This is a genomic window from Pedobacter sp. AK013 (assembly GCF_014205835.1).
Classification (GTDB): Bacteria; Bacteroidota; Bacteroidia; order Sphingobacteriales; family Sphingobacteriaceae; genus Pedobacter.
Genome location: NZ_JACHCQ010000004.1, coordinates 203,497 through 227,626, shown reverse-complemented (window position 1 = coordinate 227,626; position 24,130 = coordinate 203,497). Strand labels below are relative to the sequence as shown.

18 protein-coding genes are annotated in these 24,130 nt (G+C 37.5%); 12 read left to right on the top strand and 6 right to left on the bottom strand.

The genetic code is table 11. The features are described from left to right. Nucleotides 1–720: 720 nt before the first annotated feature. The 12 genes from HDC90_RS04820 (at nucleotide 721) to HDC90_RS04765 (ending at nucleotide 15,527) form a co-directional block, all read left to right on the top strand. Nucleotides 721–1,656 (top strand): outer membrane protein assembly factor BamD, encoded by a 936-nt coding sequence (locus tag HDC90_RS04820; protein WP_184464399.1) that lies wholly within the window; start codon nucleotides 721–723, stop codon nucleotides 1,654–1,656. Between the two features lie 3 nt (nucleotides 1,657–1,659). Continuing rightward, nucleotides 1,660–1,986: a DNA-directed RNA polymerase subunit omega gene (locus HDC90_RS04815; protein ID WP_025145617.1), complete on the top strand. Its 327-nt coding sequence runs from the start codon at nucleotides 1,660–1,662 to the stop codon at nucleotides 1,984–1,986. A 76-nt stretch (nucleotides 1,987–2,062) separates the two neighbouring features. Further along, nucleotides 2,063–3,259, top strand: coding sequence for a bifunctional phosphopantothenoylcysteine decarboxylase/phosphopantothenate--cysteine ligase CoaBC (coaBC, locus tag HDC90_RS04810; RefSeq protein WP_184464397.1), 1,197 nt, complete (start codon nucleotides 2,063–2,065; stop codon nucleotides 3,257–3,259). Continuing rightward, nucleotides 3,256–4,149 (top strand): DUF4835 family protein, encoded by an 894-nt coding sequence (locus HDC90_RS04805; protein ID WP_184464395.1) that lies wholly within the window; start codon nucleotides 3,256–3,258, stop codon nucleotides 4,147–4,149. Before coaBC ends, HDC90_RS04805 begins: the two co-directional genes overlap by 4 nt. Before the next feature lie 168 nt (nucleotides 4,150–4,317). After that, nucleotides 4,318–5,427 (top strand): TlpA disulfide reductase family protein, encoded by a 1,110-nt coding sequence (locus tag HDC90_RS04800; protein WP_184464393.1) that lies wholly within the window; start codon nucleotides 4,318–4,320, stop codon nucleotides 5,425–5,427. 415 nt (nucleotides 5,428–5,842) lie between these two features. After that, nucleotides 5,843–6,214: a BlaI/MecI/CopY family transcriptional regulator gene (locus tag HDC90_RS04795; RefSeq protein ID WP_184464391.1), complete on the top strand. Its 372-nt coding sequence runs from the start codon at nucleotides 5,843–5,845 to the stop codon at nucleotides 6,212–6,214. Between the two features lie 94 nt (nucleotides 6,215–6,308). Continuing rightward, the gene (locus HDC90_RS04790) at nucleotides 6,309–8,408 is read left to right on the top strand and encodes a M56 family metallopeptidase (protein ID WP_184464389.1); all 2,100 of its coding nucleotides are present in this window, start codon (nucleotides 6,309–6,311) and stop codon (nucleotides 8,406–8,408) included. Between the two features lie 99 nt (nucleotides 8,409–8,507). Beyond that, entirely contained in the window at nucleotides 8,508–10,160 is a 1,653-nt protein-coding gene (gene recN, locus HDC90_RS04785; RefSeq protein ID WP_184464387.1) for a DNA repair protein RecN, read from the top strand. A gap of 145 nt (nucleotides 10,161–10,305) precedes the next feature. Next, a complete protein-coding gene (locus HDC90_RS04780) occupies nucleotides 10,306–11,547 on the top strand; it encodes a carboxypeptidase-like regulatory domain-containing protein (protein ID WP_184464385.1) in 1,242 nt (413 codons plus the stop codon). 555 nt (nucleotides 11,548–12,102) lie between these two features. Next, nucleotides 12,103–13,341: a carboxypeptidase-like regulatory domain-containing protein gene (locus HDC90_RS04775; RefSeq protein ID WP_184464383.1), complete on the top strand. Its 1,239-nt coding sequence runs from the start codon at nucleotides 12,103–12,105 to the stop codon at nucleotides 13,339–13,341. 99 nt (nucleotides 13,342–13,440) lie between these two features. After that, entirely contained in the window at nucleotides 13,441–14,508 is a 1,068-nt protein-coding gene (locus HDC90_RS04770) for a PA0069 family radical SAM protein (protein ID WP_184464381.1), read from the top strand. Nucleotides 14,509–14,651: 143 nt separating this feature from the next. Continuing rightward, complete coding sequence (locus HDC90_RS04765) at nucleotides 14,652–15,527, top strand: RimK family alpha-L-glutamate ligase (protein ID WP_184464379.1); 876 nt, start codon at nucleotides 14,652–14,654, stop codon at nucleotides 15,525–15,527. Between the two features lie 128 nt (nucleotides 15,528–15,655). Here the strand turns inward: HDC90_RS04765 and HDC90_RS04760 are convergent, their stop codons facing one another. The 6 genes from HDC90_RS04760 to HDC90_RS04735 form a co-directional block, all read right to left on the bottom strand. Beyond that, a complete protein-coding gene (locus HDC90_RS04760; protein WP_184464377.1) occupies nucleotides 15,656–16,180 on the bottom strand; it encodes a CAP domain-containing protein in 525 nt (174 codons plus the stop codon). A gap of 146 nt (nucleotides 16,181–16,326) precedes the next feature. Then, nucleotides 16,327–18,879 carry an ATP-dependent Clp protease ATP-binding subunit gene (locus HDC90_RS04755; RefSeq protein ID WP_184464375.1) on the bottom strand — a complete coding sequence of 851 codons (2,553 nt, stop codon included), beginning with the start codon at nucleotides 18,877–18,879 and terminating at the stop codon, nucleotides 16,327–16,329. 545 nt (nucleotides 18,880–19,424) lie between these two features. Beyond that, nucleotides 19,425–19,919, bottom strand: a complete 495-nt coding sequence (locus HDC90_RS04750; RefSeq protein WP_184464374.1) for a BLUF domain-containing protein — start codon at nucleotides 19,917–19,919, stop codon at nucleotides 19,425–19,427. Nucleotides 19,920–20,317: 398 nt separating this feature from the next. Further along, the gene (locus HDC90_RS04745) at nucleotides 20,318–21,556 is read right to left on the bottom strand and encodes a fibronectin type III domain-containing protein (RefSeq protein WP_184464372.1); all 1,239 of its coding nucleotides are present in this window, start codon (nucleotides 21,554–21,556) and stop codon (nucleotides 20,318–20,320) included. 132 nt (nucleotides 21,557–21,688) lie between these two features. Next, nucleotides 21,689–22,900, bottom strand: a complete 1,212-nt coding sequence (locus HDC90_RS04740) for a DUF4998 domain-containing protein (protein WP_184464370.1) — start codon at nucleotides 22,898–22,900, stop codon at nucleotides 21,689–21,691. A gap of 30 nt (nucleotides 22,901–22,930) precedes the next feature. Then, nucleotides 22,931–24,130 carry a DUF5000 domain-containing lipoprotein gene (locus tag HDC90_RS04735; protein WP_184464368.1) on the bottom strand — a complete coding sequence of 400 codons (1,200 nt, stop codon included), beginning with the start codon at nucleotides 24,128–24,130 and terminating at the stop codon, nucleotides 22,931–22,933.

Below are 24,130 nucleotides of genomic sequence, written 5' to 3'. Positions count from 1 at the left end.
AAACCCCTTTTTTTCCTCTTTCCTCTATTTCAATACGCCGATGTTGATCAGCTTTCCGTCCTTCCGAACCGGGCTGCAAAGGTAGCAATCTTTTCCAATCCAGCAATATTTATTTTAAAATAAATACCGCTCTCCCTTAACCTCACGCTATCTTTTCAGTCTGTTGCCACCTCCTCCGGAGCGGGATGCAAAAGTAGAAAAAATATCCCTCAATCCAAAGTGTTTTTGCTGGATAGACCAGGATTAAGCGTAAGTTAATGGTTTTCAGACAGAAAAAATGTCAGCACGAACAAAACTTTTTTTGCAGATCTAGTGTTTATGCGTGCTTATAAAGCTCGCAAGTTTTAAAAACCTGCGGGGTTTGATCTAAAGACTTACGAAGTTTCCTCGGCGCATGGCCTTAGAAACTTCGTAAGTAACCCTGTCCCCGCCAGCCCAAACCCGATAGCAGCGGAAAACCCGAAGGTGAGGAACGAACCAAGGCTTTGCAGCGCATAGCGGGAACAAACCTATATAGGTAGTACTAACCCTGCTTTGCTGAAAAAACATGAGACATATACTATTATATATAGTGTAGGAACAAAAACCTCCAGATAAATTAGGTTATACTATAATATATGTTAAAAATTGTTAACTGTTATATTGTACTGAATTGCTTTGCATAGCTTAGTGCCCAATTGTTTTTATTGATGTTATCGTATTATTAATTATCTTTGCAGAATGTTTAAAGTTAAACACTTAATTATTTTAGTATTTATTGCCGCTTTAGGTATTGCGGGTTGTAAAAGTCGTTTCGAGAAATTGAGAGCGAGTAATGATGTTGCAAAAAAATACCAAGAGGCTCTTCGTTTGTATAATAAACGCGATTACAGTAAAGCTTTGGTGCTTTTTGAGGATCTTTCTCAAAAATATAGGGGCCGTGCAGAAGCGGAGGATCTGAATTATTATTACGCTTATACACTATACAGATTAAGTGATTATACAACTGCAAGATACCAGTTTAAAAGTTTTGCAGAAACCTATCCGGCAAGTAAAAATGCCGAAGAAGCTAGATATATGGGGGCTTATTGTTTCTATTTAGAGTCTCCAAATTTCTCTTTAGATCAGGAAAACACCTATAAAGCTATTGATGCACTACAATTATTTATCAACTTATACCCTACTAGCGATCGCGCTGCAGCTGCTGGCAAATATATTGCCACACTAAGGGGCAAGTTAGAGGATAAAGCATTTGAAAATGCTAAAATGTACTTAACTACAGGGCCTAGTAATGTAGATAATTATAGAGCAGCTGTTATTGCCTTAAAAAATGCGCAGAGAGATTACCCAGATATTAAATATGCTGAGGAAATGGATTTCTTGATGATTAAAGCGCAATATTTATACGCAAAAAACAGCTATGTGATTCGCCAGGAAGACCGTTATAATGAAGCGCTTGCTTTATATACTGAGTTTACCGAGAACCATCCTGACAGTAAATACACTAAAGACGCAAAGGCGCTTAAGGATGATGTTGAAGCAGGAATTGCAGCTACGAAGCAAGAATTGGCATTATATGCTGCAGATCAGGAAAAATACAAGCAGATGCTGATCAGAACCGGGAAGTTAAAAGATACTTCTGCTACAATTAATAAAACGGATATTAAAAACAAGTAATACATGAATACTAACAAACCTGCTGTACCCAACACTACAGTAACCAGAAACGTACACGATTTAGATAAAACTACAGATAACTTATACGAATCTTTAGTGGTAATTGCTAAAAGAGCAAATCAGATTTCGAACAACGTTAAAGAAGAGTTACATGGTAAATTGGCAGAATTTGCTTCAAGCAACGATAATTTAGAAGAAATTTTCGAAAATCGTGAGCAGATTGAAATCAGCAAGCATTACGAGCGTATGCCGAAACCTGTTTTAGTTGCTATTGATGAATTTTTGAACGAGAAAATCTATCACAGAAATCCTGCTAAAGAACAAAAGTAACTGGCATAGCGCATAGCGTTTAGGGCAAAGCGTTTAATACTACGCTCTATGCTTTATGCCCCATGCCCTAAACACTATGCTCAAAAATAAAAACATAATCCTTGGCGTTTGCGGTAGCATCGCGGCATACAAGTCGGCTATTTTAGTTCGGCTGCTTGTAAAAGCTGGTGCAAACGTAAAGGTTATTCTTACTCCTGATGGTGCTAATTTCATTACACCACTTACCCTTGCTACGCTTTCTAAAAACCCGGTTTATACGCAATACTTCGAAGAAGAAACAGGCGTATGGAGCAATCATGTTGAACTGGGCTTATGGGCCGATCTAATGATCATCGCTCCAATAAGTGCCAATACACTGGCTAAGCTGGCAACGGGCATCTGCGATAATATATTAACGGCTGTTTACCTTTCTGCCAAATGTCCGGTTTATGTAGCTCCGGCTATGGATCTGGACATGTGGAAGCACGAAACTACCCAGGGCAATATCGAACGTATTATTAGCTACGGTAATACGGTTATAGCTCCTGCTAATGGCGAACTGGCCAGTGGGCTCTGGGGCGAAGGCCGAATGGCCGAACCTGACGAAATTGTTTCTTTTCTGGATGGTGCCATAAAAAAATCGATGCCGCTATTTGGCAAAAAGGTAATGGTTACCGCTGGCCCAACTTACGAGGCGATTGATCCGGTACGTTTTATAGGCAATCATTCATCTGGTAAAATGGGCTTTGCCCTGGCCGATGAACTGGCAACGCTTGGGGCTGATGTTACTTTAGTTGCCGGGCCAACAGCACAAAAATCTGCTCAAACTTTAAAAAGGATTGACGTAATAAGTGCCCAGGAGATGTTCGATGCCTGTTTATCGGTATTTCCCGAAACCGATATTACCGTAATGTGTGCAGCCGTGGCAGATTATCGTCCTAAAGTAATTGCCACTCAAAAAATTAAAAAGCAGGATAGCGGATTGGTTTTGGAACTGGAAAAAACAAAAGATATACTCGCTTCCTTAGGTGCAACAAAAAAAGCACACCAGATTTTGGTTGGTTTTGCTTTAGAAACCAATGATGAAGAGAATTATGCCAAAGGCAAACTAGAAAAGAAAAATCTAGATCTTGTTGTTCTAAATTCTTTAAATGACAAGGGTGCAGGTTTTAAATCAGATACCAATAAAATTACTATTTTTAACAAAGCTTTGGAACGGACTGTATTTGAAATGAAATCGAAAACGGATGTTGCTAAAGATATTTGTACTGCCATTTTAAAAATTGCGAAATGATAAAAAAGATTGTTTGGGTATTGATATTGGTTGGTTTTGGGAAACTGCATGCGCAGGAGTTAAATGCGAGGGTAACTTTGCTGGCCCCTCAGGTTTCGAACATCAGTAAGCCAACTTTAGATGCGCTGCAAAAAACAATCCGCGATTTTTTAAACAACAACAAATTCAGCAACGAAAGTTATAAGCCCCAGGAGCGGATTGAATGTAGTTTTATCATCACCATCAATTCGTGGGATGGTGGTTCCGGATACACTGCAGAAGCGCAGATTCAAAGCAGCCGCCCGGTTTTTAACAGCTCTTACAACAGTACTTTGTTAAATATGAGTGATAAGAATTTCGATTTTAATTTCAACGATGGTTCTACAATCGACTTTTCTGATCAGAATTATATTTCCAATATCAGTGCCCTCCTCACCTATTACGCTTATACCATCATCGGAATGGATAAAGATAGTTTTAGCAAAATGGGTGGAACTCCTTTCTATAAAAAAGCCCAAAATATCATTAACCTGGCGCAAGCATCGGGCAATACTGGCTGGAGAGCAGCAGATGGCTTACGTAACCGTTTTTGGTTCAACGAAAATGTTTTAAATCCAATTTTTAGCGAGCTGCGCAATTTCATTTACAGTTATCATTTAAGCGGATTGGATCAATTAACCGATAATGATAAGGGTTTAACACAGATTGTAGCGGCATTACCTGCACTGCAACAAATGGATAAGCAGAAGCTGGGTTCTATTTTTCCTAATGTTTACTTTGCGGCTAAAGCAGAGGAAGTAACCAATGTACTTTCTAAACTGAATGGGCAGGAACGCATAAAAGCTTATAATATGCTGGCAGAAATCGATCCGGCGAATATTGGCAAGTACGAAGGGTTGAAGAAGAATTAATTCATTTGTCAATGGCTCATTGGTCAATAGTTTGATAGTTCATGGTTGATAGCTTTGCAGTTGATATTAAATCGGTTAATTGTATATCATGCCATCAGTTAACCAATTAACCAGTTTCAGCAGTTAACCGCTATAGGGCGTTGGCCAGCTGAAATATAGTTTCTAAAAATGATGAAAAGATTTTTATTAATTACGATCTGCCTTTTACCATTAAACCTGCTGGCACAATCTTTATTCAGTATCAAAGGGTATGGCAAGGCTTATAAAGATGGAGATAAGATGTTTTTATCCTTCAGGCAAGGTGATCAATTAATTCAAGATTCTACTGTAGTTAGTAAAGGCTCATTCGAATTTAAAGGCACTTTCAAAACCAGGGTTAGAGGTTATGTTTGCAGAAAAGATAATCCACGTTATGCAGCCGACTTATCCGATTCATTTTCAATTTATATTGAAGGAGGTAACATCATACTTCAATCACCGGATACCTTAAGTAACTCCATTATTTCCGGAACCCCATTAAATAATGATTACGCAAAACTACTTACTGCGTTAAAACCCCTTTATAACAAAAGGAAAAAGTTAGATAATCCAGGTGAACTAAAAGATAACACATCAGCAAACCTAAATAAAACGGAAACTACTGTTGTAGACAATGAAATAATTTCGCAACAGTTTATCTTTACCGATAACCATCCACATTCGTATGTAAGTTTATTAGCATTAAGTGAGCTGGCGCGTACAAGCAAAAATTTACCTCAGGTAGAACGAAGTTTTGCCAAATTATCTATAGAGCTTAAAGTGATGCCAGAGGGTAAGGAAATAACCAGAAGGATTGCGGAAGGTAAAAAAATCGCTGTAGGAATGATGGCAAAAGACTTTACCCAAAATGATGTAAATGGTAATCCGATCAAACTTTCAGCTTATCAAAACAAATATGTCCTTGTTGATTTTTGGGCTTCGTGGTGTCTGCCCTGCAGGGAAGAAAATCCAAATGTTTTAGCTGTTTATGAAAAATACAAGGAGAAAAATTTTACGGTTTTAAGTGTATCAATCGATGTATTGGCAAATAAAGCCAAATGGTTAAACGCTATCAAGGAAGACCGGTTACCTTGGATGCAGGTATCTGATCTTAAAAAAGAAAACGAAGCAGCTAAACTTTACGGTATTACTACTATACCAGCAAATGTACTGATCAGTCCTAATGGAAAAATAATTGCCAAGGATATTAAAGGAAAAGAATTACGGGATAAAATGGCTGAATTATTAGGCGATAAGTAATTGCATTGAGACGGTTAACTGGTTAATTGTATATCATGCCCATCAGTAAACCAATTACCGGTTTCAACGGTTAACCGATAAGTAGTTTCTCTATTTGTGGTGATTAATTTTTTTAGAAAAGCAATCTCAGTATTTCAATTAAAGTCAGTCCTGCTTTCGTTTATACGCCTGCAGGCCTTATCCACGGGCCGGTATCCATATCAATCAGGTTTAATAACCTAAGTCAGTTTTTCATAGTGGGGGTTTTCCTTTCAAAAGCCAGATAGGCATGCAACATTTGGCTGTCTCATGCGTCTTATATCGCAGTTAACCGGTTAATCAGTTAAGCCAACAGTTAAAAATTTGTTAAAATATTTTGATCTTACGAATATCTTCGTACATTTAAATACGAAATAATTCGTACAACTTGTAACATATGACTAATCATAACATCAAACCAACAGAAGGTGAAATGGAAATCCTCCAGGTGCTTTGGCAAAAGGGGAATGCAACGGTAAGAGAAGTTCATGAGGCATTGAATAAAAAAGACGCTGGGTATACCACAACTTTAAAACTGATGCAGATTCTTCACGAGAAGGGAATGGTAGAAAGAGATACCAACCAAAAAACGCATATCTATAAAGCACTTGTTAGTCGGGATAAAACTGAAAAACAATTGGTAAACAAAATGATCGATAACGTATTTAACGGATCGGCAGCGAGATTGGTCATGCAGGCTTTGGGTAACCACACCGCAAGTGCAGATGAGATTGACGAAATAAAAAAATATTTAGATAGCCTAAAGTAAGGTTAGCATTGAAGGTTGAAAGGTGTAGGGTTTAGATCCCTGATAAACAGTAAAATTTTCGGATTGTCCCCGTATAAAAATTAAAACCACCGTTATGGAAACTTTATTACAACAGTTCATCAAAGCATTTGGCTGGAGTATTTTAAACTCACTTTGGCAAAGCGCCATTATTTATGGTATCCTATTTATCGTAATGCTCAGCATTCCGAAACTCGCGGCAAAACATAAGCACAACCTTGCTTTTGGCGCCATCATTTTAATGTTTATTGGCTTTGGCTATAATTTCATTCATCAGTTAACATTGAATGTAAATAATCAGCCTCCTGCAATCAATGCCCAAAATATACAGGTTTACCAATACTTTAACAACCTACCGCCAAGTTTTAGCAGCAAGGCAGAGCAGTATTTTCCTGCTGTAGTGGTATTTTACATTATTGGTATTTTACTTCAGTTATTCGTTATTATTAAAGGCTATGGTCAGCTTTCAAAACTAAAGAAAGAAAGTTTAAGTGCCATTCCAGATAGTTGGAAGGCCATTTTCGAGCAGGTAACCGCCCACCTTAAAATTAATAAAGTTATCCAGTTCCATTTATCTTCTATTGTTAACGTGCCTTTGGTTATCGGTTATTTAAAACCTGTGGTATTATTTCCATTGGCCCTGGTAAACCAGTTAGACAACGACCAGGTAGAAGCGATATTAATCCATGAGTTATCACATATCAGAAGAAACGATTTCTTATTAAACCTGATTAAAACAGCCATTGAAACATTATTATTCTATAATCCATTTGTGTGGATGGCAGGTAGATTTATACATATTGAGCGCGAGCATGCCTGCGATGATCTGGTATTAAAAATTACCGGAAAACCACTGAACTATGCCCATGCCCTACTTAAACTCGAACTATTAAAAGACAAAAACAGTCCTGCTTATGCACTAGCGGCAACAGGCAAGACCCAGAATTTATATCAACGCATAAAAAGAATAACCAATATGAAAACAAATTATTTAAACGCCAAACAACAAATGGCAGCCTTAACTTTAGGAGTAGCCTGCTTGTTTTCTATTGCTTGGATCAATCCAACGGAAAAGAAAAAAGAAACTAAAAAATCGCCTAAAATTGAGGTTCTGAGTGTAATCGACCACCATGATGTAAAAACCATTGTTTGCACGGACACTACAAAAAAACGCAAAATTAAAATTGTAACCATTGATGCGGATGGTAAAAAAACCGAATATAACTCGGTAAAGGAAATGCCAGATAGCCTGAGAAAAGATTTTTACAGGGATGAGCTTTTTGCAGGGAAAAATATCTACAGACTGCGTACCGATAGTAATTTTAACTTTAAGTTCAACGATTCGCTGTTACTGGCCAAAATACATAAAGACTATAATTCTCCTGAAGCGCAAGCTAAATGGAAAAAATTTGGCGAAGATATGGCCAAACAATATAACTCACCAGAGGCCCAGGCCAAATGGAAAAAATTCGGGGAAGATATTGCCAAACAATACAATTCGCCGGAAGCACAAGCCAAATGGAAAAAATTTGGAGAAGAGATGCAAAAGAAAATGAATTCTCCAGAAGCGCAGGCCAAATGGAAAAAAATGAGTGAAGATATGGCGAAAGAGTTCAGCAGCCCAGAAGCACAAGCAAAATGGAGAAAGATGGGCGAAGAAATGTCTGCCAAAATGAATTCACCTGAGTTTAGAGCTCAGATCGATAACATCAGGATGCAGGCTTTAAAATCTGGAGACATTGCAAAATTATCTGGCTTAAGCAGATTACATGCCGATTCTTTATTTAAAACCAAAGGCTATCAGCTTTCTTCAGATGGTATGATATTTAGATACAACGATAACTCGAACAGTAAGCTGAGACAAACTGAAGAGTATAAAAAATTGAAAGAAAAATTCGATAACGAAGTAAAGGAGCTGAAAGAGAGAATGGAGAAAAAAGAGAAAAAGGAAAAGGCAGAAGGTGGTAACAAAAGCTCACAGGTAACTCCAGCAGTAATGTTATACAATAATCAAGACTTTACTAGTGCTTTTAAAGCACTGAACACACTAAATGCGGTAGTAACGTTTAAAAAATCAGATTTTACCAATGCCGATCAAATGGCAATAAAAAGTTATGTTCAGGCAGCTAACTTAAAAATTGATAATGGTAATGTAATTAACATTTCGATAAAATAACAACACATAAACCAAACAGATCATGAACAGCGAAGATTATTCTTCGCTGTTTTTGTTTTGTATTCACCTGTTGAATAAATTTTAATATTTTTGCTTAGCATGCTACAAAAACTTTCTATACGTAATTACGCATTAATTGATACTCTCGATATCGAATTCGATAAAGGCTTGAATATTATAACTGGTGAAACAGGAGCTGGTAAATCTATCATTTTAGGGGCATTATCGCTAATTTTAGGACAGCGGGCAGAAAGCAAATACTTTTTTAACCAGGATAAAAAATGTGTTATTGAAGGAAGCTTTGCACTGGCAGATGAAAACCTGAAAGAACTTTTCGAAGAAAATGATTTAGATTTTGCAAACGAAAGCATTTTACGTAGAGAGATATCTATAGATGGTAAAACCAGGTCGTTTATTAACGATACACCGGTTAATTTATCAATCCTGAAACAAATCGGCGAAAAACTGATCGACATTCACTCTCAGCATGCCACCCAAGAAATTAATGATGCCGATTTTCAACTGTTAATTGTCGATTCCTTAGCTAACCACCAATCGCTATTGCTTAATTACCGCAGCGGATTTAAAAAACTCAGGCAAGATACCAACCTGTTGAAGAAATTGGTGAGTGAGGCAGACGAAGCAAGAAATAAGCAAGACTATGAGCAATTTCTATTTAACGAACTCGAGCAAGCAAAATTACAGGAAGGTGAGCAAGAAGATTTAGAGCAGGAACTAGAGCGGTTAACTCATGCCGAGACCATAAAAAGAGCTTTACTTACTGCTTCTGGTTTAATTAACGAAAGTGAACCTTCTGCCCTCCAGATTTTAAAAGAAGCTTCGTTACAGTTACAGAGTATAGAAAAATTCGATCCTGCAATTAATGGACTGTATGAACGTTTACGCTCATCAATTATCGAAATAAAGGATATTACCGACGAGGTTTCTGGTATTGAAGAGAATACCATACATAGTGCTGATCGTTTAGAACTGGTAAATCAAAGGTTAGATCTTTTTTATTCACTCCAACAAAAACACCGGGTTGCTGATAATACCGAATTACTAGCACTTCAAAAACAATTAGAAGAGAACCTGAATAAACTCCTATCTTCTGATGAGCACATAGAAAAACTACAGAAAGAAATAGACCAACTTAAAAAAGAATTACATAAACAGGCCGATCAATTAAGTGCCAACCGTAAAAAGGCAATTAAGGTTGTAGAAGAACAAACCGGTATTACCTTAAAAAAAGTAGGGATGCTAAATGCCAAGTTGGTTTTGCACCAAAAAGTATTGAGCGAATTGAATAAAGATGGCTTAGATGAAATAGATCTCCTCTTTACGGCAAATGCTGGCCAGGCGCCTGCGCCAGTTAATAAAGTAGCATCCGGCGGTGAGCTATCGCGACTGATGTTAGCCATAAAAGCTTTATTAGCCAAACATACTTCGTTACCGACCATTATTTTTGATGAGATTGATACGGGGATTTCTGGTGAAACTGCTTTAAAAGTTGGAGAAGTAATTGCAGATTTAGGCCAGAATATGCAGGTAATTTCGATTACGCACTTACCACAAATTGCCGCGAAAGGCATATCACATTACTTTGTTCACAAAAATGAAGACCGTGGAAAAACCACAACCGGAATCCGCAAACTTAAGCAAGAAGAACGTATTGGTGTTATTGCCGAAATGTTAAGTGGTAAAAATCCAGGCACATCGGCTATAGAAAATGCGCGGGAGTTGCTCGCTTAGTTTATCAATCGGTCGTCACCGTAATTTCTAATCCATGGTCTGTGTCCCCACAGGCCACGGCGATAAACACGTAAAATTTCAAAAAGCACTAATAATTTTACATCTACACCTTATTTAAACTAAAAAATTAGTTTATATTTAAATGATGAAACCTTTTATACTTCTACTTTCATTATTAATCATCGGCAAATTTTGTGCTGCTCAACAAAGTTATATGCTTTCGGGTATAGTTAAAGATAAACGGGGTGAGGCTTTACCCGGTGCAGGTGTATATGTAAGCGGTTATAAAATTGCAACTGTTTCTAACAATGATGGCACATACACACTACCGCTAAAACCTGGTAACTACGATATTTTAGTACAATTAATCGGCTATAAAGCTTTAAACAAAAATGTAGTGATTGCTGATAAAGCCGTAAAACTGGATCTTACCCTCGAAGAAAGTATAACCCAATTGGCCGAAGTAACCATTAAACCCGATCCGAACAGGGAGCATTATATTGCCATGTTCAAGGGGTATTTTATTGGTACTACCCCCAATGCAGAACAATGTAAACTCATCAACCCGAATGTACTGATTATCGATTACGATAAAGAGGAACATAAACTTACGGTAAAAACCACACAATTTCTGATTATTGAAAACAAGGCACTCGGATACCGCATTAAATACCTGCTGAATAATTTTGAATACGATAGCAAAACCAGGATCATTTATTATGAAGGATTTCCGTATTACGAAGATTTAAAAGGATCGGCACGCCGGAAGAAAATTTGGGAGCAAAAGCGGATTACCGCTTATCTAGGTTCTCCACAACACTTTTTTAGATCCATTTATCATCACCGAGCCACCGAAGAGGGCTTTATTATTAATAAACTGGTTACAATATCAAATCCGGATAAACCTTCCGACAGTGTGATTAACGCCAACATTAAACGCTTAACAAAAGTACAGGATGGCTTAACACGCACATTAACTTTTACATCTGGAGATTCTTTGAGTTATTGGATAAAAAAGAAAAACCTTCCAAATGGGATTTCTATTTTAAGCCGTGCTCCGGTAACGCAGGATACATTGGTACACGTGAAAAATCAAAGTATTAAAAGCTTCAATTTTACTGATCAACTTTATGTTATTTACACCAAAGAAAGAGAAGATCCTTCTTATGCCAACCGGATCGGCCTGTCCATCGCAAGGCCATTAGACATACCAGATTACCAGATTTCTACCATTACCTTACAAGTTGTTCCGGTATATTTTTACGAAAATGGATCTATTTACAACCCTCGTTCGATGATTTATTCGGGTTATTGGGGCTGGGAAAAAATTGCCGATAGTGTACCTATGGATTATTTACCCCCAGTTAATGTGGTGGAAAAAAAGTAGAAATATCATTAATAAAGTGAGAGAGACAACTACCAGATGTCATTGTTTCTTTTTTTGAAAAGCAAATACAGTGCTTCTTGGTTGCTACTGCCCCGCCCTCCGTTACAAATCCTCGCCCTCATACTTCGGGCTGTGGGTTTTTCACTTTGGTCTGGTTTAGCTGGCAAGGGCCAGTAATACTATTGAGCGTTTTGGAACCACGCAGCACCTACCCTTGTTAAATAAACCCGATAGAGCGGGTAGCCCACAGTGAAGTGTAGCGTAACGAGGACTACAAGCGATGGCGGGACTTCCCCAGCCATGGAAAAACAGACCTTTCGTTTCCAAATAGAAATAATCTTTATGACGAACCTGATCTATTTTGGAAATAGTCGTCATCTCCTGGAGCAGCGCGGAATGGAGAGATCTATCTAGCAAGATTTTGCTTAGCAGAGCCTTCGGGTTCTCAACTGCGTTGCACTCCACTCAAAATAACGATCACCATCAAATGTTAAATTTGTTAAAAATCTTTTGCGTTTTTAATAAATATTACGCCTTTTGGTTACATTCGTCTCCATGATTAAAAGCCTTTTAGTAGCCCTTACGCTGATCATATTGGGCACTAATGCCATTGCTCAAAATACCTTCTCGATTAGTGGTTTGGTTAGGGATCAAAAAGATGGATTACCCGGTGCAAGTATCTATTTAAGTGGGTATAAGATTGCTACTGTGGCCGATAACGATGGCCGATTTAAACTACCTAATCTAAAACCGGGCAGTTATGACCTGCTCGTTCAACTGGTTGGTTACCTCCCCTATTCCAAAAGTGTAATCATTTCCGACAAATCGGTACAGGTAGAGCTGATTTTGAAAGAAAATGTTGCACAACTGGAAGAAGTTGTAATCAGGGCCGATCCCAACCGTCAGAAATATATTAACCAGTTTAAAGACTTTTTTATTGGGAAAACCCCAAATGCGTTACAGTGCAAGATATTAAATCCGCAGGTGCTAAATATAGATTTCGACATCACCAAAAGTACCTTAACGGTTTCTACAACCGAGTTTTTGATTGTAGAGAATAAAGCTTTGGGTTATCGGCTTAAATATATGCTGGACCGTTTCGAGTATAATTCGAGAACACATATCATTTATTATTCGGGCCACCCGTTTTTTGAAGAATTAAAGGCATCGGCGGCTAAAAAGAAAAAGTATATTGCTGCCAGAGAGGTTGCATATTATGGCTCGTCGCAACATTTCTTCCGTTCGCTTTATGCCAACAAAACACAAGAAGAAGGGTTTATCATTAATAAGATGATTAAAGTACCCAATCCTAACCGTTATCCTGAATATTTAATTAATGCCAATTTAGAAAAGATTAAGGCCGTACCAGAGAAAACAGGCATCAGACAGAATAAAGGTAAAATAGATACTGCACTGCTCGCCTTTTGGACCAAACAAAAAGAAATGCCCCGAACAATCGACAAATTTTCGAGAGCAGAGGTACTTACCGATACATTAGTGCACTATTTTAATCAGAATTTAAAATATCTTAATTATACTGATGCACTCCTTATCCAGTACACCAAAGAAAAGGAATCTCTGGCTTATTCTAACACCGGGTTTTGGATCTTCAGGCCCTTAGATGTACCCGAAAATGAAATTTCTGTTGCCAACCTAACAGGCGAAGGTGTCCGTTTCTATGAAAATGGCGGCATTTACGACTCCCGATCGCTCCTGTACGAAGGTTTCTGGGCTTACGAAAAAGTGGCCGATATGGTACCGATGGATTATGTACCGTTACCGAAGAATAAGTAAGGAAAGATGTGATACCAAGGAGTGATTTAAAACTAAAAATGTTGAAAAGTCATACTTTTTAGAAACTAAAATTGCTAATATTTTTAGTAATTTTAGTTTATGATTGGCGAAGAAGAAAAACAATATTTTAAGGGACGAGGCGCTCAAGTTAATCCACACAACAAATTTTTAAAGGATGTTTACGTAAAAGAGCATGATGAAGGAATAGACGATTGGGAAGAAAGCGATCGTAAAACATCCTTTATTTTTGAAAATTCGAAAACCATTGTAAACAAAGTTGACAGCCCCGATGTGGGCATGGCTTATTCTTTAAATCCCTACCAGGGTTGCGAACATGGCTGTACCTATTGTTATGCCCGCAACTCACATCAATACTGGGGTTATAGTGCAGGGATTGAGTTTGAACGGAAAATAATCGTTAAAAAGGAGGCCCCAGCGCTATTTAAAAAATTCCTCGAGAAAAAGGGTTGGGATGCGACCACCATTTCTCTTTCTGGTAATACCGATTGTTACCAACCTGCCGAAAGAAAGTTTAAACTCACCAGGCAGCTGCTTGAAATTGCATTGGCCTACAAGCAGCCCATTGGTATGATTACCAAAAATTCACTTATCCTTCGCGATCGGGATATTCTGCAAGAAATGGCGAAGTTGAATCTCTGCATGGTTTATGTTTCCATCAATAGCTTAAATGAAGATTTGAGGCAGGTGATGGAACCCCGTACTACAACTGCTAAACAGCGCTTAAAGGTTGTGGAGGAACTTAGTAAAGATGGAATCCCTATGGGGGTTATGGTTGCTCCTCTTGTGCCTGGTTTAAGCGACCATGAAATTCCTAAAATTTTAAAGGCGATAGCAAATGCTGGTGCCATTAAAGCGGGTTATACGGTGGTTCGGTTAAATGGTGCCATTGGACAGATATTTGAAGACTGGCTGCTGAAAAATTTTCCAGATCGTTTTGATAAAGTTTGGCATATGATTCAGAGTTGCCATGGTGGGCATGTTAACGATAGCAGATTTGGAGACCGTATGCGTGGTGATGGCAATATTTCACAGATGATCAGGGATAATTTCAGACTTCACTGCCGTTTAAATGGCTTAAATGTGAAGGATATTATTTTAGACCATACTTTATTTAAGATCCCAAGTAACCAGGCGAGTCTGTTTTAAAAATTTTGAGGAGAAAGCCCTCAGCGCTCAAGGCCGTGGTTTTATCATCACGGCCATCTCAAATATTGTTGGTCACAATTTGTAATCGTGGCGCTTTGAACCGTGGATTTGTAATCTACATTGATTAAACTTAGTTTAGCTTTATGAATATTGCATTAGTAACCTACCTAGATAAAGGAGCTTATGATAGCGCCACAGTTGAAAGTGAGGATGATAAACTCTTAAATTTCCTGAAAGAAAAAGGACTGAACATTAAAAAAGTAATCTGGAACGATCGGGATGTAAACTGGGAAGATTATTCGCATGCTATTTTAAAATCACCATGGGATTATTTTGACCTAATTGAAGAATTTTACCTTTGGCTTGATTACTTAGAAGCAAAAAAAATAAAATTGCTTAATCCGATAGAGGTAGTAAGATGGAATGCAAACAAAAAGTATCTGAGAGAAATTGAAGCAGCAGGATTAAAAGTTACGCCTAGTTTTTTTATTCAAAATCAAGAAAAAGTAAATCTTGCGCATTTCTTTGAAGAATTTAATACCCATAAATTAATTGTAAAACCATGTGTGAGTGGTGGTGGCGCAAAAAATACCTTCAAGGTAACTTTTGATAATGTGAACGAGGTTAATCAAAAATTAAACCTTCTTATCCAAAATGAAGATTTTATCATTCAACCTTTTCTACCCGAGATTTTGGAAGGCGGCGAATGGTCTTTCATTTTCTTTAATGGTGAATATAGTCATTCGTTAATCAAACAGGCTAAACCTGGCGATTTCAGGGTACAACCGGCACACGGTGGCTCTGTACATCCACAAAAACCAAGTGAAGAACTGGCTGCTACTGCACAACAATATGTAACGTTATTTGCCAAAGATTGCCTGTATGCGCGGGTTGATGGTACTTTTGTTAATGGCGAGTTTTTGTTGATGGAACTGGAATTGATAGAACCTTTCCTGTTTTTAAATACCGAACCCGAAAATTATGATAACTACTATAAGGCATTGATGGAGTTGATTTGAATGACGAACTTAATATAAATAAGTCGTCATTTCGACTGAAGCATAGCGAAACGGAGAAATCTATCAAGACAGATTTCTCGGCTGCGTTACTCTCCGCTCGAAATGACGACCCTCTTTAATTAATTTTCTTATTTAGCCGCAAAAACCTGTACCCAGTAGTTATCTGTTTTGGCTGCACCCATTTCTTTAAAAGATGCAGTCATGATATTTTTGCAGTGACTTTCGCTGGCAATCCAATCATTAAAAACCTGTGCTTCTGTAGTTTGCCCTAATGCAATATTCTCCCCCACAGTTGTCCAGTTATAGCCAGTAGCCGTAACCCTCAAACCAACTGTTTCGCCATTTGCAGAGGTGTGTACCATGCTTTTAATCGATGCCATGTATTTACTTTGATAAATTGCAGCCGCGGCCAGGTTGGCATTCCAGGTTAAAGCCGCAACAGGCGGCATTTTAGTAGTACCGCAATTACAACCAGCCAAACGGGTATCATTAACCAGTTTTAACAGCACATCGTTATTGATGTTCGTTGCCGTAGAAATTTCTATTTTTAATGTTTTAGATGTTGTATCTGATGTATCGGAATCAGCTCCTTTTTTACAGGACAATGCACAACATAGCGCTAAACACGCCAAGCAAAAGGTAATTGGTTTCATTAATAAGGAATAGTTTAAGGAAAGGTACAATGATTTTCTTTATAAAAAATAATTTCTACCTATTTTTTTATATTCCAAAAAACAGCTAAATAGTAGGCTAATATCTTAAACAAAAAAACTCCCGATTTTTATCGGGAGTTTCTTATTTATTTACTTGAAGAATCTTCTTCTTGTTTTGGCTCTTCTTTTTTCTTTTCGCCTTTTTTGTGGTTGATCAAAATCAGTTCGGTAGTTTTGTCATAATCAATTTCTAAAACGTCACCTTCAGCTAATTCACCTTTAAGAATCTCTTCTGCAATTGGATCTTCTAAATATTTCTGGATTGCTCTTTTTAACGGACGAGCACCAAAATTGCTATCAAAACCTTTCTCAGCAATATATTCTTTAGCGTTTTCAGTTAATGCAATTTCATAACCAAGGGTATGAACGCGACCAAATAAAGCTTTTAGTTCGATATCTATAATTCTGAAGATTTCTTCTTTTCCTAAGCTATTAAATACCACTACATCATCAACACGATTTAAAAATTCAGGAGCAAAAGCACGTTTTAAAGCACTTTCGATTACACCACGGCTGTGAGAATCGGCCTGATTTGTTTTTGCTGTTGTAGAGAAACCAACGCCTTGACCAAAATCCTTTAGTTGACGGGCACCAATATTAGATGTCATGATGATGATTGTATTTCTAAAATCAACTTTACGGCCTAAACTATCGGTTAACTGCCCTTCATCTAAAACCTGTAATAAGATATTGAATACGTCAGGGTGCGCTTTTTCAATCTCATCCAATAAAATTACCGCATAAGGTTTTCTTCTAACTTTTTCAGTTAATTGCCCGCCTTCTTCATAACCTACATATCCTGGAGGCGCTCCCACTAAACGTGATACTGCAAATTTCTCCATATACTCACTCATGTCGATCTGGATCAAAGCATCATCGCTATCGAACATAAAACGGGCTAGTTCTTTTGCCAATTCTGTTTTACCTACACCGGTTGGACCTAGGAAAATAAATGAACCAATTGGTTTTTTAGGATCTTTTAATCCTGCTCTTGTACGTTGGATCGCTTTGGTTAATTTTTTGATCGCATCATCCTGACCAATAATTTTCTCAGCAACTTTATCGTACATGTTCAACAGTTTAGCACTGTCTGTTTGTCCAACACGTTGTACCGGAATGCCAGTCATCATCGAAACCACTTCGGCTACATTATCTTCTGATACTTCGTAACGTTTAGTTTTAGTTTCGGCTTCCCACTCTGCTTTAGCTTTATCTAATTCTTCAATTAAATTTTTCTCTGTATCGCGTAGTTTTGCAGCTTCTTCATATTTCTGGCTACGTACAACCTTGTTTTTCTCTAATTTGATATCTTCAATTTTAGCTTCAATATCAATAATGTTCTGAGGAACATGAATGTTGGTTAAGTGAACACGCGAACCTGCCTCATCTAAAGCATCAATGGCTTTATCAGGTAAGAAGCGATCAGAAATATAACGCAATGTTAAAGTAACGCAAGCTAAAATAGCTTCATCAGTATAAGTTACACCATGGTGTTCTTCGTACTTATCTTTTATGCGTGTTAAAATCTCTACAGTTTCATCTGGTGTAGCAGGCTCTACCATCACTTTTTGGAAACGACGGTCTAAAGCTCCATCTTTTTCAATGTACTGACGATATTCATCTAATGTTGTAGCACCAATACATTGAATTTCGCCCCTAGCCAAAGCAGGTTTGAACATATTGGATGCATCTAATGAACCTGATGCGCCACCAGCACCAACAATGGTATGGATCTCATCAATAAATAAAATTACATCAGTAGATTTTTCAAGCTCGTTCATCACGGCTTTCATACGTTCTTCAAATTGGCCACGGTATTTTGTACCGGCCACCAGCGATGCCAAATCTAATGTAACTACACGTTTGCCAAAAAGCACACGCGAAACTTTACGTTGCACAATGCGTAAGGCTAGGCCTTCTGCAATTGCAGACTTACCCACACCCGGCTCTCCAATTAAAATTGGATTGTTCTTTTTTCTGCGGGATAAAATCTGCGATACGCGTTCAATTTCTTTCTCGCGCCCTACAATTGGGTCTAAACGACCTTCTTCTGCCGCTTTTGTTAAATCACGGCCGAAATTATCCAAAACAGGGGTCTTAGATTTTATATCCGAAACCTTTTTAGGTGTACTAAAGCTTTCCTCTTCGCGATAATCGTCATCGCCTCCTGTGGAAGCACTATTTGAGATATCATCTCTAAAACCATTTTTATTCACTTCAACCTCCTGTTTAAAAACATCGTAAGTAACACCATACTGTAATAAGATCTGTGAGGCGATATTATCATCATCTCTCAAAACCGATAACAACAAATGCTCGGTGCCAATTAAATCGCTTTTAAATATTTTGGCTTCTAAGTAAGTAATTTTTAGAACTTTTTCTGCCTGTTTTGTTAATGGAATATTGCCTAAGTTTACTGTAACACTCGAAGTACCGCGAACGGCATCTTCAATTGAGCGGCGCAATTTACCGGTATCAACTCCTAACGATCGTAAAATTTTTATAGCCATGCCATCGCCTTCGCGGATGAGGCCCAATAATAAATGCTCGGTTCCGATGTAATCGTGCCCTAAGCGGAGCGCTTCCTCCCTACTAAAAGAGATTACATCTTTAACCTGTGGTGAAAATTTTGCTTCCATAATACCTTTCTTAACAGCTACGTCCCTAAACTATAAAATAACTTTATAAAAACGAACGTACTGTTTTCTTTATTTTATCAACAATTGCGCCATATGGGTGGATAAAGAGGCTTTCGAATGCCTGAGAACCCAAAATTCAATGTAAGACTATCGCTTCGACAAATATTATTTTATTTATATCTATCTACGTAATAAGTGTTCTATAGGTTTTAAAGGGACATTTGCCAAAAACATCCGATTACAGATATTACATTGTCGGTTTATTGTAAGGATTTTTTCGCCGTCAAAAACTGACAATATGTATCTTTTTACTAAGGCAATTTACAAGTTTTGACAGAAAAACAAAAACAACGTGACATCATTTAACAATTTCATTAGATAAAAATCAACAAACGAATTCAATCGACCCTACCTATAATAACCTTAATACGAAGTTAACTGTAATTAGGTTGTTTTTGTTTTTTAACATAGTAGTTTATTGTAATTCATTTATCATAAAGAAAAAGAATAGGTATACCCTTAGGTAAGGGGCTTTAACAGTTGGGCTATAAAAACGTTTCAGCAAATTGCGCTTTATTGTTTGAGGATAACTTCTGCAAAAACTGCAACGGAACATCAGTGGCACCAAGTTTATTACATCGTGAAACTAAATCATTTAAATCGAAATGGCCTGATAATGATTGATAAAGTTCTTCTGCGGCCTGTTCAAACCCCACACTCCAATCTGTAAAGCAGCGTCGGTCATATTTGCCAATTTGGAGTAAAGCAACTGATTCATGGCGTTCGTCATTTACAATTTTTTTAAAAAGTCTGCGGATGATCCGTTCATCTCCTTCAAGCAATTGCATAAACCTCCCTTTACTCTTTGTAATTTGCTGACCTCTTACATACAATAATATCCCGGTAATATTATTTCGGTTATTAAAATCCTTACACTGATTAAGCAACACTTTAAGTTCATCTTTATTAAATAGGTCGCTCTCTACGCTTGTATAAATTAAATAAAAAATGGGTTTTAAAATTTCATTCTCGAATTTCATAGGGATAATTAACGCTAATTTTTATATTTCCCGATAAAATACGCCAATTATCTGACTATTCTTAAAAAAATTAAACAAAACATAACCTCAATCACTTAAACTCAACTAAAAACCATTAACAAACCTATTATTCACCTTCATAGGCCAACTATCTAAAAAATAACAAGCATATTTTTTTGCATTTATTTTGGGCACTAAGAAAAAATCATCTATTTTCTTTACAGCACCACCTATAAATCACATTAAAAAAAGATTAGGATTGATGGTTTACGAGTTTTAGATTTCCTTGGCTGTTATTTACAACCGGGAAAATCTAAAAATCAGGCAGCTTTAAAATGAATATTAATTTTTCATTGTACTAATGAAAATGGCTGATGCTATTACATCAGATCTAATTATTATGGGGTATAGGGTCCGCTGAATTCTGTTAAACCATCTTTGCGCATGGCTTCAATAATTAAGCAGGTATAGGCAAAATCCCAGCTTGAAGTAACCTCTGAATTCTGATTAAGGCCATAAGGCCAGTAATGTTGGCTATCACCACTAAGTTGGGCTGTATTGTCATTTGTGATCAGCCTCAATATTGCTGTTACGCTTGGTGCCTGCAGTTTACCATTTACAAGTGTATTCCACCACCACGAAGAAGTTCCGGTACCTAAAGTGTGCGAACCTTCATGAAGCATTGTTCTGAGGTTTTGATAGGAAGAATTGGTTCCAAACCGCATCCAGCCTTGATTGTTGGCATCAGCTGTTGGTACACCATCAACATAATTTAAATACACGTGTTTCGTAACAGAGGTATAATTATTAAAATACCAAAGTGCACTATCAATAGCCACCTGTAACCTGCCATATGCTGCAAGCTCTTCTGCTCCAGGATTCTGAGATTTGTTAAAGGTGTAGGTGAAATTACCTTTTGCAATGGTTTTAAAGGTAACTTCATTACTATAACTCACGCCTTTTGCATTAATGGCATAAGCCCTGATATAATAGGTGGTTTTTGGCGTAAGGTCTTTTAAACTCACTCTAAACTTACCAAGTCCGGCATTATTATGCTTCACTTTGCTGTTGCTGATGGTAGGATTGGGTAAGGAAGCATAAACAATGCCCCGTTCTGTAATGGCATCTCCACCATCTGTTAGCACTTCAATATCTGCTGCTGCTACCGTTGAGCCTATAATATACATAGGCGAAAAACCAAATGTTGAGCTGGCTATACTGGCTGTGGTGAGTTCGATTTCATTACCGTAAGCAACTCCTGCTTTATTAATGGCGAAGGCTCTGACATAATATTTAGTAGAGGCAGTTAAACCTGTAAGCTGACTGGTAAAAACACCTGCCCCATTAATGCTAATAACACCAACCTTCTTACTTTCTATAGTGGGTTTTGGTGAGGTACTCCAGCAAATCCCCTGGTCAGTAACAGCAAAACTTCCCTTATTGGTAATGGTTCCTCCACTTATCGCTCCGGTTGTTGTAATGGAAGTAAATTCGGTAGTGGTTAACGTAGCGACAGAACCGGTTACCTCCGTCTTAGTAGTTGTGGTTTCTGTTACTTTTTCAGTTTTTTTACACCCAACAGATAGGGCAATAATAAAACATGCTGCAATAAAATATTTTCTTGATTGAGTTTTCATTTAGTCGTTATTTAGTGAGAAAAAAATTTAGGCAATAGCAGGTCAGAATCAAGAATTAAAGGCTTGTTTCTATGTTTGCTAAAGAAATTCTGAATAAAAACACCCTAAGCAATTAAGCTTAGGGTGATAAAATTATTTAGCCCACTTCAATAATTTGACGCTTTTAACTTTTATATATTGGCCAGAATTATCTATCGATACAGCGAAACCTATTGATACAGTAGTTTGTTGCGTAAGTGAAAAATTCAATTCACCATCAGCGATATTAGCATAAGCAATAGCTGCAGCCGGAATATCAGTTACATTAGGTAAGGTATTACCTGCAGCAACAGCAATATACCTTGACCCTCCACTATTCTGATCAATACCGGATAACCTAAAAGTATATTTGCCTGCGGGCAATGTGATGGTTTGATAAATAAGACCATTGGTAACAGGTGTATTGATTCCCCAGCCGGATTCGAAAGACAATACACCAACGCCACTTCTTAACTCATATCCACCGTATTGATTATTGTTGATATTTTTGGCACCTGCACTGGTGGTCCATCCGGCTAATGTCCCCCATCTTGATCCATCATAAGCAGCTCTTACAAATGGGCCGGTATTCGACAATAAGCTGGTCATATCTTCATCTACAGCGAGATTGGCAGAATAAGCTACTCTGAAAGTATCTACGCAATTTGTATCTGGCAGAAACAATGTGCGGTACTTAAATGTTGAACCACTCTTGTAATTTTTAAGAATTGTTTTGGTAGAATCAATTGGTGTTCTAACCGTAACCAGCGTATTGCTTGAATTTGTATACTGAAGCTCAGTTGTAAAAACGCCAGTTAATTTATCCATACCTAACCACTGGATGGTTGCGTTGCCATCTGTTCCTTTAACCGCTGTGGAAATACCGCGGTTACTTAATGAAGCTTTATAACGATCTCCATAAGATCTGGCATTGGCATAAACTGGAATAGATTTATTACCCGCTTTATCATAAGTGTATATGGTAAAATTCTGCAAACCTTCCGCACTAATGGGTATAGAGTAATTAAGCGTATCTACAATATTTTTTTTCACAACCGGGATTACTATCGAATCTTTTTTGTTGTTCCAAAATATTTTACAACTTACAACTTTAGGATCTGCCAGAAAAAGTCCTTTTAACACTACTCTCGAATCACCAGAATACATTTTCACAGAATCCAGCTTACCTGTGTAAGAAATTTCACCACCTGCTACAAATTTCTTAAAGTCATCCTGTTTGGTACAGGCACTGTAAATGCCTGCAACCAATATAAGCAAGGCAAAAACAGTTAACTTTTTATATTTTTTTGATTTATAATTATTCATCTTTATAATTTTTAAATGAAACTTAAATCGCTATCGCGGATCTCCATAACATTGAATCTCAGAAATGGATTGAAAAGTTGTACCCTGCCAGTTTTTATTAGATTTAATACGCAGATAACGGAATTTTTTAGCAACAGCTCCAAAAGTATAACTGATACCGGCATTGGCAAAGGCATAATCTTCTGATGTTTGAACACCATAAGCACTACCTGATGGTTTTGTAGATTTATACGATCCAATCATTACCCAATTATTAAAGCTACCATCTGCAGGAGGGTTATCCGATGCCCAAATCTCAAAATCCTTTAAATTTCCACCATAATAATACATCCTTCCGGCATTCAGATATTCCGGATAGTTCCACACTACAATTCTGCTTAAAACAGCAGGTTTTCCGATATCGAAAGTTACCCATTGTGGTGTTATCTGTGTTACATCTGTAAGTGAACACCTTGGCCAATCAATAAAATTATTATCCCACATATTCTCTAATGCAGTTGAAGTGTAAGTCTGTACTGCATCTGTTGGAAGTTTTAAGGCCTTATACAGTGATTTAGAAAGCGCTGTTTCATACAGCGGCTTTAAGGTAGTATATAAGGTATCGCTATAATTTAACCACCTGTCGCGAATAGTAATGGCAAATTTACTGGTAAGTGTATCCAAACCACGGATTGACTGGTTAATATCTGCCGCAGAAGTGTATATGTTTTTACCCAGCGATTCATATTTACCATTTTTCATGATCATTACTTCAATGGATAAATCGGCTTTGGCCGGATTGCTTGATGTAAAGTTAATCCCTGCAAAATCAGGTATCACTTTTAGGTTTCTGAACACACCCCTGATTGGGTTTTCCAAAGGTTTTATTTTGACAATTGTTGGTGCTGAAGCGACCTCACTTCTGTTTACAGCATAAATCATAACTTCATGCTCATTGATATCGCCAAAGCCTTCTACCAATAGGCTGTTGCTATAATAAGATGCTTTAACTTCAGCCACCGTACCATTTGCCAATTTATATACCGCTTTAACATAAAGTAAATCCTTATCAATAGGCAAGGTATAGCTAATTTTTGCATTTGCCGGACCGTTCTCTACTAAAATGTTAGAAACCTGCCCTGGTGGCGTTTCATTCTTCTCGAATGGTATAAGTGCATCCTGCTTACATCCTATAAATGATACTACCACCATCGATAGCACCAAAAAAAATAGTTTATTAATCTTTTTCAT